The sequence below is a fragment of the Ruegeria sp. CF8 genome, assembly GCF_056537285.1.
The window spans coordinates 70,619-83,510 of the sequence record NZ_JBQFRG010000004.1; the positions used below are offsets into that span (position 1 = coordinate 70,619).

Annotated in this window: 11 protein-coding genes; 6 read left to right on the plus strand and 5 right to left on the minus strand. The window is 56.6% G+C overall.

Features of this window, described 5'->3' with window-relative positions:
• The first annotated feature begins 4 nt into the window (after window positions 1–4).
• From ACR0EV_RS10690 to ACR0EV_RS10700, 3 genes are read left to right on the plus strand one after another with little or no spacing between them, the layout of a single operon-like run.
• A complete protein-coding gene (locus ACR0EV_RS10690) occupies window positions 5–844 on the plus strand; it encodes a carbohydrate ABC transporter permease (RefSeq protein WP_171187418.1) in 840 nt (279 codons plus the stop codon).
• Window positions 841–1,875: a Gfo/Idh/MocA family protein gene (locus ACR0EV_RS10695; protein WP_480800055.1), complete on the plus strand. Its 1,035-nt coding sequence runs from the start codon at window positions 841–843 to the stop codon at window positions 1,873–1,875. The genes ACR0EV_RS10690 and ACR0EV_RS10695 overlap by 4 nt, the downstream gene beginning before the upstream one ends.
• Window positions 1,872–2,867 carry an ABC transporter ATP-binding protein gene (locus ACR0EV_RS10700; RefSeq protein ID WP_480800056.1) on the plus strand — a complete coding sequence of 332 codons (996 nt, stop codon included), beginning with the start codon at window positions 1,872–1,874 and terminating at the stop codon, window positions 2,865–2,867. The genes ACR0EV_RS10695 and ACR0EV_RS10700 overlap by 4 nt, the downstream gene beginning before the upstream one ends.
• Before the next feature lie 53 nt (window positions 2,868–2,920).
• Here ACR0EV_RS10700 and ACR0EV_RS10705 read toward each other — a convergent pair whose 3' ends face one another.
• From ACR0EV_RS10705 to ACR0EV_RS10720, 4 genes are read right to left on the minus strand one after another with little or no spacing between them, the layout of a single operon-like run.
• Window positions 2,921–4,162, minus strand: a complete 1,242-nt coding sequence (locus tag ACR0EV_RS10705) for an NAD(P)/FAD-dependent oxidoreductase (protein ID WP_480800057.1) — start codon at window positions 4,160–4,162, stop codon at window positions 2,921–2,923.
• An 11-nt stretch (window positions 4,163–4,173) separates the two neighbouring features.
• Window positions 4,174–5,187, minus strand: a complete 1,014-nt coding sequence (locus tag ACR0EV_RS10710; RefSeq protein WP_480800058.1) for an Ldh family oxidoreductase — start codon at window positions 5,185–5,187, stop codon at window positions 4,174–4,176.
• 56 nt (window positions 5,188–5,243) lie between these two features.
• A complete protein-coding gene (locus ACR0EV_RS10715) occupies window positions 5,244–6,764 on the minus strand; it encodes a trimethylamine methyltransferase family protein (RefSeq protein WP_171187410.1) in 1,521 nt (506 codons plus the stop codon).
• 14 nt (window positions 6,765–6,778) lie between these two features.
• Window positions 6,779–9,232, minus strand: coding sequence for a GcvT family protein (locus tag ACR0EV_RS10720; RefSeq protein WP_480800059.1), 2,454 nt, complete (start codon window positions 9,230–9,232; stop codon window positions 6,779–6,781).
• Window positions 9,233–9,461: 229 nt separating this feature from the next.
• Between ACR0EV_RS10720 and ACR0EV_RS10725 the strand changes: the two genes are divergently transcribed.
• Complete coding sequence (locus ACR0EV_RS10725) at window positions 9,462–10,346, plus strand: LysR family transcriptional regulator (protein WP_480800060.1); 885 nt, start codon at window positions 9,462–9,464, stop codon at window positions 10,344–10,346.
• 182 nt (window positions 10,347–10,528) lie between these two features.
• Here the strand turns inward: ACR0EV_RS10725 and ACR0EV_RS10730 are convergent, their stop codons facing one another.
• Window positions 10,529–11,077: a TetR/AcrR family transcriptional regulator gene (locus tag ACR0EV_RS10730; protein WP_480800061.1), complete on the minus strand. Its 549-nt coding sequence runs from the start codon at window positions 11,075–11,077 to the stop codon at window positions 10,529–10,531.
• A 90-nt stretch (window positions 11,078–11,167) separates the two neighbouring features.
• On the opposite strand from ACR0EV_RS10730, the gene ACR0EV_RS10735 reads away from it, so the two are divergent.
• Both ACR0EV_RS10735 and ACR0EV_RS10740 read left to right on the plus strand, forming a co-directional pair.
• A complete protein-coding gene (locus ACR0EV_RS10735) occupies window positions 11,168–12,124 on the plus strand; it encodes an oxidoreductase (RefSeq protein WP_480800062.1) in 957 nt (318 codons plus the stop codon).
• Window positions 12,125–12,234: 110 nt separating this feature from the next.
• Window positions 12,235–12,609: a hypothetical protein gene (locus tag ACR0EV_RS10740; RefSeq protein WP_480800063.1), complete on the plus strand. Its 375-nt coding sequence runs from the start codon at window positions 12,235–12,237 to the stop codon at window positions 12,607–12,609.
• Window positions 12,610–12,892: the final 283 nt, after the last annotated feature.

Here is a 12,892-nt window from a genome sequence, read left to right on the forward strand (position 1 = left end):
GGCAATGAACAAAGCACGCCAAAACCCGCTGAACACCGCCGCAATGCACGGAGCGCTGATCCTTTACACGCTGATCGCCCTGTTCCCGGTCTTCGTCATCATCATCAACAGCTTCAAAACCCGGCGCGCCATCTTCCGCGAACCTCTTGCCCTGCCCGACGCTGAAAGCTTTTCGCTGATCGGTTACCAGACGGTGATGAAACAAGGGGATTTCTTCCTGTACTTCCAGAATTCGATGATCGTTACGGTGGTGTCACTGGCATTCATCCTGCTTTTTGGTGCCATGGCGGCCTTTGCCCTCAGTGAATACCGGTTCAAGGGCAACCTGCTGATGGGTCTCTATCTGGCACTTGGGATCATGATTCCGATCCGTATCGGTACTGTCGCGATCCTTGAGATGATGGTGGCAACAGGTCTGGTAAACACGCTTTGGGCCCTGATACTTGTCTACACGGCGCAAGGATTGCCGTTGGCGGTGTTTATCCTGTCCGAGTTCATGCGGCAGGTCTCGGACGACCTGAAAGATGCGGGCCGGGTCGATGGGTTGTCGGAATACACGATCTTCTTCCGTCTTGTCTTGCCGCTTGTGCGCCCGGCCATGGCGACAGTGGCCGTGTTCAACATGATCCCGATCTGGAACGATCTGTGGTTCCCGCTGATCCTCGCCCCGGCGGAGGAGACTAAAACACTGACGCTGGGCAGTCAGGTTTTCATCGGCCAGTTCGTTACGGACTGGAACGCGGTTCTGTCTGCCCTGTCAATGGCGATCCTGCCGGTACTGGTGCTCTACGTCATCTTCTCGCGTCAACTGATCCGCGGCATCACTTCAGGAGCTGTCAAATGACCCGAGTTCTGATTGCTGGCCTTGGCAATATGGGCCTGAGCCATGCGCTGGCCCATCACCACCATCCGGACGCGCAAATCGTTGGGCTGGTGAACAGGTCCGGTGATGTGGATCATCCAGAGTTGGGTCAATATCCCGCCCATTCGGACTTCCATTCTGCGTTGGCCGAGACAAATCCGGATTTGGTGGTTGTCGCCACCTATTCCGACAGCCATGCCGATTATGCCTGCGCAGCGATGGAAGCCGGTGCGCATGTCTTCGTTGAAAAACCACTGGCCACCACCGTGGCCGATGCCAAACGTGTTGTCGAGAAGGCCATCCAGACCAACCGCAAGCTGGTGGTCGGCTACATCCTGCGGCATCATCCTTCGTGGATGCGCCTGATTTCCGAGGCGCGTGACCTTGGCGGGCCCTATGTGTTTCGCCTGAACCTCAACCAGCAGAGCAGCGGAGCCGAGTGGGAAACGCATAAGGCGCTGATGCAGACCACCTCTCCCATCGTAGATTGCGGCGTTCATTACGTCGATGTGATGTGCCAGATCACGGACTCGGACCCGGTGCGCGTACATGGAATGGGCCTGCGCCTGAGCGATGAGATCGCCGAAGACATGTACAATTACGGACAGTTTCAGGTGGTTTTCGAAGACGGCTCGGTCGGTTGGTACGAGGCCGGTTGGGGCCCGATGATGTCTGAGACCGCGTTTTTCGTGAAAGACATCGTCTCGCCCAACGGGTCGGTTTCGATCACTGATGGCAACAAAGGTGCCTCCGCGGATATCGATGGCCACACCAAGGTCGGCGGCATTCTGGTCCACCGCCCTGAGGGGGACAGTCAGATCGACTTGCCCGACGAACCCGGCCATCAGGAGCTTTGCGACGCAGAGCAGGCGTACATGCTGCGCGCTATTGCCGACGACATCGATCTAACCCGCCACATGAACGACGCCGTGCAATCGCTGGCCATCTGTCTGGCAGCAGACGAAAGCATCCGTACTGGCCAACCCATTTCGCTGAAAGAGGCACGCACATGACCGCCCTGACGCTTACGAACGTGAACAAGTCCTTTGGCACTGTTGAGGTGCTCAAAGACATCAACATCGAAGTTGAAGACGGCGAGTTTGTCGTCTTCGTCGGCCCCTCGGGTTGTGGAAAGTCCACCCTTCTGCGCGTGATCGCGGGACTTGAGGATGTAACATCGGGCGAAGTGCGCATAGGCGGCGAAGTAATGAACCTCACCCCGCCTTCAAAGCGCGGTATCGCGATGGTGTTTCAAAGCTACGCGCTTTACCCCCATCTGAACGTGCGCAAGAACATGTCGTTGGCGCTGAAACAGGAAGGCCAAAGTAAGCAAGTCATCGAGGAACGTGTCGCCAAGGCCAGCAAGATGCTGAACCTTGAACCCTATATCGACCGCTATCCTTCTGAATTGTCCGGCGGCCAGCGTCAGCGCGTTGCCATCGGCCGAGCGATTGTTCGCGAACCCAAACTGTTCCTGTTTGACGAACCCCTATCCAATCTGGATGCAGCCCTGCGCATGAACACGCGGCTTGAGATCGCAAACCTGCACCAGCAGCTCGATGCCTCGATGATTTATGTCACCCATGACCAGACCGAAGCGATGACGTTGGCGGACAAGATCGTCGTGCTGCGCGATGGGCGTGTGGAACAGGTCGGCAGCCCGATGGAGTTGTACAACAACCCCGCCAATCAGTTTGTCGCCGGTTTCCTTGGCGCGCCATCGATGAATTTCTTCCCCGCCAGCTTAGTAGGTGAAAGCACAGACATCACAATGGGCGTCCGACCCGAAGACCTCTATCTGACGGATGAAAGTCCTTTAAGCGCGCAAGTTACCCATGTGGAGCATTTAGGTGGGGACACCAACGTGATCGCAATGATGCAAGGCCATCAGGTTACCGCCCGCCTGTTCGGTCAACACGAGGTCGCAACCGGCCAAGAGATACGTATTGGTTTCACACCGGATCGCAGTTATCGCTTCGATACACAGGGCGCTCGGCTCACCTAAACCTCTGTTGAACTTCACCCGCCTCCGCCAGCCAAATGACCTGTGCTTTACGATCAGGCAAAGCGGTCCGGTGAAAAGGCCCCTATGTCGACATGAGGGTTCCGCCCGGCCATGTCGGCAGCTACCAATCGGGCAGTGGTGGCCGCCAAAGTCAGCCCAAGCTGACCATGACCCGTGGCGAAATGAACGTTGTCCAGACGGTCACTGCGCCCAATGATCGGGCGCGTGTCGGGGGTGAAGGGGCGATACCCAATGCGCCGTTCAGCTTCTTCTGTCTTTAAGCCGGGCAAGACACGATGCGCCCGCCGGACAAGCACATCCGCCCGGTTCCAGTTCGGCGCTGCATCCAAACTTGCGAACTCAATCGTTCCGGCGACAGCCAGGGCCCCATCGTATGGCGTGACACCGAACCCTCCCTTTGGATAAAAAATCGTGTGCTTCAGTTCCAGACCCGGATCAGACAGAGCCGTTGAGTATCCGGCCACGCCTTCCAAACGGATCGGAACGCCCAAATCTCGCGCCAGCACCTTGGATCTGGCGCCAGCAGCCAAAACAACGCGTCCTGTTGGCGCCACCGTGCCATCGGTCAGCCTGACCGAGCGCACCTGTCGACCTTCTCGGTCGAACCCTGCAGCCCCTGCACGTTTGACGATGCCGCCCCGCTTTAGGAACGTTTGATGCAGAACTTCAACCAAACGTTTGGGATCCGTCACATAGCTCCAATCGCGCAACAGCGCGGCATATTTGAAATCAGGCGCTATGGCGGGGTCGAGTTCATGAGCTTCATGGCCCGAAATCTCGTCAATAGTGCAGCCAAGTTCGCGCGCAAGATCAAAGGCAGCGCCCATAGTCGCCTTGTCAGCGTCATCGTCAAACAGCTTGATGATCGGGCGCTCGATCAGCAATTCCGGGTGGCCGATGTCATCCAACTGGGCTTTGAAATCCGCCGTGGCCGAGAATGTCAGCCGCGCCAGATCCGCCGCGATGGCCCGCATCTTTGACGGGCGAGCGTTCGCTGTGAACCGCGTGAACCACGGCAACAACTTCAACGCTGAACTGGGACGCAACGACAAGGGCGCTTCGCTGTCCAGCAACCATCCGGGCACTTTCAACATCATTCCGGGTTGCGACAAGGGAACAATTTCACCTACGGCAATACAACCGCATGACGCCCAACTTGCCCCCTCACCGACAGTGTTAGGCTCAAAAACCGTAACCTGATGTCCCTCAGCCTGCAGCGCCAGCGCACATGAAATGCCAACAATGCCACCGCCGACAACCGCGACCTCTTCCATCTGAAGCATTCCTATTGCAAATCATGCAGTTGCGACAACAACTCCGTACTAACAACTACGCCTTGTTCCTGAGCGGTGGCGCGGTTTTTCAACCGTCCGTCACCCGGAACGCGAGCCGTGCCATTGCCCTCGATTTCCGCACAGATACGCTTGACGTAATCATCAAATCCCGGGTTTCCAAAGCGCGCAGGATCAATAGCGATCAACGTGGCCCCGCCTTTGATGTTCAAAGCGCCATGCTCTACACGTTCGGCATTGTCGACCGATAGAGTTCCACCTGCCAACGCCGCGCCTAAGACTTCGATCAGAAAGGCAATCGCGGCCCCTTTGTGCTCGCCAAAGGGCAGCAGGCTTCGGGATTCCAGAATGGCATTTGGATCGGCGGTGGGCTGACCATCTGGGGCCAATCCCGCCGGGCGCGGAAGATCGTGCCCCTCTGCCGCGGCCATACGAATATCCATCAGTGCAACCATCGAAGACGCCTGATCCCAAACAACCGGTTCGGCCCCCTCGCGCGGGCAGGCGAAAGACATCGGGTTCGTACCGAATACCGGCCGCACACCGCCCTGTGGCACCACCATCGACAATGAGTTCACTACTCCCAGTGCCACCAACCCCGCCTCGGCCAGTGGCTCGGTGTCAAAGCGCAACGCTGCGAGGTGGTGGCAATTGGCACAGGTGAAAGAGGCAATGCCATTTTCACGCGTCATTGCAATCAGTTCATCCCGCGCCATGCCGGCTGCAAGTTGATAGTACCCGTTGTCACCATCCCCACGTAAAACGCCGGGGGCAATACGCTCAACCCGGGGCGCCGCCGCCGGATTGGCATATCCAGAGGTGAAGCTTTGAACATAGACCGGCAACATACGCAGCCCGTGGCTGCGGGGACCGTCCCGTTCAGACCGGGTGACGATTTCCGCCAAAACAGCACTGCCGTGTGCATCCATCCCCGCCGCCACAAGGACCGATTTGGCCAGTTCCTTAACCTCTGCGAGTGAGAGCGTTTTCGTCGAGATTTCTGTCATCGGGCCGATCCTGTCCTTGTAGGGTGCAACGGGGGCCGCCAGCGCCCACGTCGGAGTTAACTGCTGTATTCCCGGCGCTTTTTGGCAACAAACTCGTCCAGCGCACCGCGCTGATCGTCAGGCATCGGAGGTTGCACATAATTGTCCAACATCCGCCGTGCGGCTTCATTGCCAACAACCTCAGCCGTTTTCGATCCTTCTGCCTCCCACTGTTCAAAACTGTCGTTGTTTTGCAAGTGGTTCATATGCATCGGGTTTTCACGCGTGTGGTCCGTACCCAGGAAATGCCCTCCAGGGCCGATCCGGGCGATGTCATCCAGCAAAGGGTCCAGATCTTCGTCCTGAAGCCCGCTAAAGAAGCGGTGGAAATTCTCAAGCTGCAGCGTGTCCTGCACCCATTTCGAGTAGCTGACACCCAACGCCCCTTCCAGAAAACCGGCCGAGTGGACGATGTAGTTCGCCCCGCCTAGCAGCACGGGCCACATCGTGTTGGCCGTGTCAAAACCGGCCTGCATGTCAGGCGATTTTGACCCGGTCCACATGGTGCAGGTCCGCCATGGCACCTGATAGAACCGAGCCATCTGACCCACCAGCAGGTTCATCAGACCCGGTTCCGGCGACCCCATCATCGGCGCGCCTGTTTTCATCGAAACGCCCATGATTGCCACGCCCAAAACCATCGGCGCGCCGCGTCGGATGATCTGGCTATAAGCCATGCCCGCCAAGGATTCCGCAATCAGCAGCGCCACGCCGCCTTGCGGGCTGGCCGGCGTTGAAGCCCCAGCCAAAACGAAGGGCGACAGCAGGCAGGGCTGGTTGGCCGCAGCATAAACGCGCAAGCTTTCCAGCATGGTCTCATCCCATACCAGCGGCGTGTTGCAGTTCAGCAGCGCGGCCATCACTACGTTATTGTCTACAAACTCTTCGCCAAACACGATCCGGGTCATGTCGACCGAGTCGCGTGCCGCCTGTTCTGACAAAACCGAACCCTTGATGGGCTTGTCGGTCAGCGTCAGCGCTGCATGGACAAGCTCAAGATGGCGTTGCGGAACCGGTACGTCCTGTGGTTCCACCGGCAAAATACCCGGAACCATCATCGACTGGCTCATCTGGCTCATCTTGAAGAAGTTCTGCGCATCCTCCAGCTGTGAGGGGCGACGCACGCCGTCAAGGTCATAGACAAAGGGTGCGCCATAGGCGTTCGCGAAGACCGAGTGCTCGTTACCTACACGCAAAGACCGCTCTGGGTTGCGTGCCGCATAAGCCCATTCCGACGGCACCGACGAAATCAGATCCATCAGCATGTCGCGACCGATACGAACGCGTTCGCCCTGCACGTCCGCGCCGTATTTCTTCCAGTCAGCCAACGCCACCGGATCGCGGAATTCAATGCCGGTGGTTTCCAGAATGGTCATCGCAGCATTGTGGATACGCTCGACCCCCTCAGGACCCAGCAGGTCAATGGGTCCGACCTTACGGTTCAGGGTCGGCAGGTAGACCGGGGGTGGGTTTGTGCGGGCCTGAACGCGTGCCGCGCGCCCACCGCCACGGCTGGACCGTCCTCGTGCTTGTGCCATGTCAGCTCTCCTTCTCAGGCCCGGGCGCGCGCGCTGGTCGGGTCAACGGCGCAAATGTCGATAACCTCGGCATCACGCATTTCATTGTGGATCAACACCTGCATTTTCGTACCCGGCGCTGTCATGTCCTGAGGCACCAAAGCCATCGCGATGTCATGGTTGCAGTAGTAGGAAAATCCACCCGAGGTGACGCGCCCGATCAACTTGCCATCGGCGTACACACCTTCGTCAAACATCACCGAGGTATCGCAGAACGGCAGTTTCAGAGTCACCAGCGTGCTGTAACCACCCTCTTCCTTTTGCTTTTGCAGCGCAGCCTTGCCGATAAACTCCCGCTCGACCATCTCGCCATTGACCTTTTCGGTCATGGCCACAAAGCGACCCAGATCAGCCTCGTAAGGTGTCATGTCCTTGCAAATCTCGCGGTTGATCGCGCGATAGGATTTCTCAAGCCGCATGGATTCCAAGGCTTCCAGACCGAAGGGCTTCACCCCGGCTTTCAGAAGCAGATCGACCAAATGGCGATTGTACCCGACCGGGTGGTGCAATTCCCAACCCAGCTCACCGGTATACGATACGCGCAGCAGATGAACGCCCTTGGCATAGCCCACTTCACCCATCTGTGCCGACAGCCACGGGAAAGCTTCGTTCGACAGGTCATTATCCGTCAGAGGCTGCAGAATTTCGCGTGCTTTCGGACCGGCCAGAGCAATCACGCCCAGCTGTTCGGAGATATCCTCCATCACGACAGAGCCGTCCTTGGGCAGCAAGCGCTGCAACTGATCCCAGTTGTAGGCCCGCCAGTTCGGAGTCGAAATCAGATAGAAGTCATCCTCGGCATATCGAACGATGGTGTATTCCGCGTCCATTCCGCCCTTGTCGTTCAACATCAGAGACAGGGTCATGCGGCCAATCTTCGGCAACTTGTTGGCCATCAGGCTGTCCAGCCATTTTGCGGCACCGGGGCCGCGCACGGTGAACTTGGTCATCGGCGACATTTCGATGAACCCGGCCTCTTCGCGGGTCGTGCGCACCTCGGCCTGCACCAGTTCCATGTGGTCGGTGCGGCGGAAAGAGTGCTCGGGGATCGCCTCTTCAGGGGATTTGGCAAACCAGCGGGGGAACTCGTACCCGTTGAAGCTGGTCCAAACCGCGCCATGCGCGGTTAGCAGATCATACGACCCCATGGTCTTCATCGGGCGCGCGTCCGGGAAATCCTCTCCTGGAATATGCGCATCCATGTGGGTGCCCCAGGTCTCGCGCACCTTGTCCATGGTCCAGCGTTTCGAAGCGTAGTCAGAAAACCGGCGTGGGTCGAGTTCGGACATGTCCATACCCGGATCGCCATTAACGATCCATTTCGCAAGGCGGTTGCCGACAGTGCCGCCCCACAGAATGCCGCCGGGCATCCCTTCGGCCAGCCACAGGTTGTCATGTCCCGGCGCAGGTCCAGCCAATGGCAACTCGTCTGGGGTCATCTGGAACGGGCCGCGTGTGTTGGCCTTGATACCAACCTCACCCAATGTCGGCACACGCTCGATGGCGCGCTCCCATTGCGTTTCCACCGCATCAAAATCCTCAGGCAGCAGATCGGCCCCAAAATCAGGCGGCACACGGTCTTCGGCAAACAGTTTGAGGTCTTTGGTGAATTCATAGGGACCAAACTGAATCCCACCCACATCCTCGCGCAGATATGCGCCATAATCTTCATCCCGCAGGATCGGGAATTCAGGCAGGCCCTGTGCGCGACGTTCCTTCAGCAGCGGCACTGTCTCGGTCGTCCAGTATTGGTGCACGATTGGGATACAAGGCAGATCCAGCCCTACCCGCCGTGCGTTTTCGCGCGCGTAGTTGCCGGTGGCGAAGATCAGATGCTTACAGGTGATCTCACCCTTGTCGGTTGTCACCTTCCAAAGCCCGTTCTCCAGCTTTTCGTAAGATTGCGCTTCGGTATTCTGGTAAACCTTCGCCCCTGCATCACGCGCCAGTTTTGCCATCGCCATGGTAATGTCAGCGGGGTTCACATAACCGTCTTCGGTATGCAGGATACCCCCGCGGATATGTTCGGACTGGTTCAACAGCGGGTGAACCTCGGCCACCTCTTCCGGGGTCAGCAGTTTGCACGGCACACCGGCGGCTTCGGCAATCGAGATGTAAGACTGGAACTCGTCCCAGCGCTTTTCGGTATTTGCGACGCGCAGCTGGCCGACTTTCCGCAACCCGACCGAGCTGCCCATCTTTTCCTCGACCTCGGTATAGATGCGGATGGTCTCCATCGTCATCTTCGACACGTTGTGAGAGCGAACAAATGTCACCAGCAGACCCGCCGCGTGCCATGTCGAGCCCGAGGTCAACGTCGTCCGTTCCAGCATCACGGCATCGGTGCACCCATGCTCGGTCAAGCCGTACAGAATCGAGGCTCCGACACAGCCGCCCCCTACAACAACAACTTCGGCATGTGACTGCATTTGAATTCTCCTCTCCCACTGCGCTGAAACCCCGACCAACGCCGCTCCGCAAGACGGATATGTGGCGTGTCAGGGATTCTGCGCAGTACATGCTGCTTTACACAAATCTTTGCGCTCATGGACGAAGATCGCAATTGCAAAAAAATTCACTCTGGGCAAATACAGCTAATGCGAATACGCCAATGATAACGGAAATAACCTAAAACCGCTTGATACAGGTCAAACCACCTTGCCCTATGGTCCCTACGAATTCCCGCCGCTCAGCTCCTTGATCAGTTTCGAAGCCGCCGCACGCCATGTCAGCTTCAAACAGGCCGCCAGTGAACTGAATGTTACCCCCGCCGCTATCAGTCATCAGGTCAAAGCGCTTGAGGTCGAACTCAATTGTGCGTTGTTCCAGCGCCATCACCGAGGCGTAGAACTCACTGAAAGCGGTGCATATTTGCTGGTTGCTTTGCAACGCGGGTTTGAGGGGATCAGCGAGGCACTCAAGCAGTTGCGCTCACAATACGATCGTTCAGGTGTGACGATACGATCCAGCACCGCAGTCAGTTCGCTGTGGCTGACGCCACGCCTGGCACAGTTTTGGAAGAATTTCGGGCATATCTCTGTCACTCAGGTTGTCACTGATTTGGGATACGACACGCAAAAATGTGATATCAGCATCAGGTATGGTGACGCGTCACGAGAGCGTGGCACATATCATGTGCTGTTCAGGGACCGGATCATGGCTTTGGCCAGCCCTCAATTTGTCCGGCAGAATAAAATCGAACAGATGCAGGACCTGTCTCAGATCCCACTTATTCACCTGGACGCCCCTGGCACCGATTGGACAGGTTGGCAGGAATGGGCGGCTGGTTTGGGTTACTCCGGCTCACTCAAATCGGGTCACAGGGTGAACAACTACACCATTGCCCTGCAAGCAGCGCAGGATGACATGGGCGCTGTATTGGGATGGGAAGGACTGACCGCAAGTTTGGTTAGGTCAGGCAAACTGGCTAAGTTGTTGCCGCAGACACTGTCAGCCCCTTTGGACTTTTATGTCGTGCTTCATAACACCTCTTCGGATCGCGCTGCGTTGGTCTACAAATGGCTGGTCGAAGATTCCAACTGAAAATCAACACTTTGGTGAGCTCTATTGCCATTGCCTTCATAAGACAAACCAGGAGGGATTCTCAGCCAACACTTTGCTGCGATCTTCGCTCGCGAATTAGATGAGAAACAAGAAACAGAGCTGTCTTTTCTTTTTCCCCTGCGCAGCAATTTTTTACGGGTACTTTTTTGCATCAGTTGGGTTCACGGCATTTGAGCCAGAAGCACCCTTGTAGCGCGGGTCATGCCAGCGGCGTATTGTTCGCTGGTTGTAGATTTTAGCAAAAGGCCAGTTGACACGGTCGTGAGCAAAAAAGCCAAATCCGCCGCCGCTTCGGACGTTGGAACCACGTTTGCTTTTGTCAAATAGCCCGACAGGGCATTTTCGAACTCTGCGGTATAGTCCATTTCGGCATCTGGTGCGGATTCGATGGCAAATTCCATGATCTCAGCCCCATGGGGCGTGCCCCGCCAAATGGCCACGTGATCTCCGATCCAAGTCTGATACGCCCGCGCAAGAACACTCTGGGGCGCACCTTCTGCCTGGTTCAGAACATCAACAGCCGCTTTGGTCATGGATGTTAGCGCAGTAGTGACAGCCCATTCCAGAACGGCTTCTTTCGATCCGAACTGATTGTAGATCGACTGACGCGACACACTAGCAGCATCGGCAATGTCATTCATGGACACTTTGCGAAAGCCGTACTGCGCAAAGACAGACAGGACTTCGAAAGCGTTTGTCGTTTTTTTCATTTTTACCTTCTTGACATTTTGGGTCTTGTTTGTACATACAGTACACTGATACGCACTTGTCTGCAACCCATATCGATAGGACCCCCTCGGATGGAACAGAAAATCACTGATTCGGGCTTCAGCAGCTGGAAGCCGTCGCAGCTGCCGGAACTGACCGGCAAAACCTATGTCATTACCGGTGCGAATTCGGGCATCGGCTATGAAGCCGCCCGGATGTTGGGGGAAAAGGGCGCAAACGTTGTTATGGTCTGCAGATCGCGCGCAAAGGGTGAATCCGCGCAACGCAAATTGTCGGCCTCATCGAAAGGCAAGGTTGATCTAATCCTGATGGACCTCAGTGATCTAGCCTCGGTCCGCAAGGCGGCCGAGGAACTGCGCGCACGCTATTCAAAAATCGATGGCCTGATCAACAACGCCGGCATCATGATGACCCCGCAGGAAAAAACTGTTGACGGATTTGACCTGCAGATGGGCGCTAATCACCTCGGCCACTTCCTATGGACTGGCCTGTTGTTTGATCTGGTTGAAGCTGCCGAAGGCCGCATCGTCGTCCTGTCCAGCCTGGTTCACAAATACGGCCCTCTGGATCTGGACGATTTCATGACCGAAAAGAACTACACTCCAATGAAGGCCTATACGCAGTCCAAACTGTCGAATCTTATGTTCGCGTTCGAATTGGATCGCCGCTTGAAAGCGGCCGGCAGCAAGGTCATCTGCGTCGCCTGCCACCCGGGCTACACCGATACCAATCTGCAATCCACCGGCCCAACCGGCTTCATGAAGGGCATGCTGGCCGTAATGAACAAACTGGCAGCCCAAAAACCCGAAGCTGGCGCAACCCCGACAGTTCTGGCGGCCGCCGGCAAAGAGGCTAAACGCGGTGCCTTTTACGGCCCGCAGAAAATGGGAGAATCCCGCGGCCCGGTTTCTGACGCAAAGGTGAAAGACCACGCGCTGGATCGCGAAAAACAGCGCCTGCTTTGGGCAAGAAGTGAACAGTTGGTTGGGTTTGAATTCAATCTGCCCGCCGTCGCGCACGCCGCATAACTACTTTAAGACAGATCCCCTCAATACCCCCTCACTCACGAAACAGGTCCGGGCGGCGCAAAAGCTTCGCCCGGACCATTTAAAACTTGCACCATCCCTCGGAGTGGCCCGTGTTCAAAACACTGTTTATCTGGCTCTTTGCCTTGTTTCTGATGGCGGGCGGGATTACCCACTTTGTTTATCCCGAGGTGTTCGACGGTTTCATGCCGACATTCATCCCCAAAACTGCTGCGCATATTCTGGCCGGAGTCGCCGAGATCACTATTGCTGGCGCGCTGATTTGGCGACCGTTTCGCGCCTATGGCGGGCTGTTCGCAGCAATGCTGTGCACCGCCTATTTGCCCTTCCATATTTGGGATCTTGTTCGCCCCGACCCAGTTATTGCACCGCTATGGGCTGCGATTACGCGTCTGGTTTTACAAATTGCCATGATAGTTTTTGGCATCCATCTTTGGCGCACAAAACAAAAGGTCAGAGCAATCTGATTTCCCTCTTGATGCAGGGGCCACGTATTGCGAAACAAATCATCGGCGCGTCTGACGCTGGTCTACAAAACGTTTACCTGCTACTTCGTTGAGAACCTTTGTCCCAAGATGCACATTAAACTTAAGGTCTAGGAAAGTTTCATTCTTTGAGATTTTGTTTTCACACGCAGTCGCTGTGACGGCCTGATGATGGAACAAAATAAGGACCTGATCCATGGTCAGGGTTTAAGTTTCGGAAGAATTGCCCGATCCGGAAGGTTCAACAGCGAGGCCCTACGCAAAA

Excerpts from the sequence above, each read along its gene's own strand:
- ACR0EV_RS10700 (WP_480800056.1), top strand. The coding sequence starts at position 1,872 with ATGACCGCCCTGACGCTTACGAACGTGAACAAGTCCTTTGGCACTGTT.
- ACR0EV_RS10730 (WP_480800061.1), bottom strand. The coding sequence starts at position 11,077 with ATGAAAAAAACGACAAACGCTTTCGAAGTCCTGTCTGTCTTTGCGCAG.
- ACR0EV_RS10705 (WP_480800057.1), bottom strand. The coding sequence starts at position 4,162 with ATGGAAGAGGTCGCGGTTGTCGGCGGTGGCATTGTTGGCATTTCATGT.
- ACR0EV_RS10710 (WP_480800058.1), bottom strand. The coding sequence starts at position 5,187 with ATGACAGAAATCTCGACGAAAACGCTCTCACTCGCAGAGGTTAAGGAA.
- ACR0EV_RS10715 (WP_171187410.1), bottom strand. The coding sequence starts at position 6,764 with ATGGCACAAGCACGAGGACGGTCCAGCCGTGGCGGTGGGCGCGCGGCA.
- ACR0EV_RS10735 (WP_480800062.1), top strand. The coding sequence starts at position 11,168 with ATGGAACAGAAAATCACTGATTCGGGCTTCAGCAGCTGGAAGCCGTCG.
- ACR0EV_RS10690 (WP_171187418.1), top strand. The coding sequence starts at position 5 with ATGAACAAAGCACGCCAAAACCCGCTGAACACCGCCGCAATGCACGGA.
- ACR0EV_RS10695 (WP_480800055.1), top strand. The coding sequence starts at position 841 with ATGACCCGAGTTCTGATTGCTGGCCTTGGCAATATGGGCCTGAGCCAT.
- ACR0EV_RS10720 (WP_480800059.1), bottom strand. The coding sequence starts at position 9,232 with ATGCAGTCACATGCCGAAGTTGTTGTTGTAGGGGGCGGCTGTGTCGGA.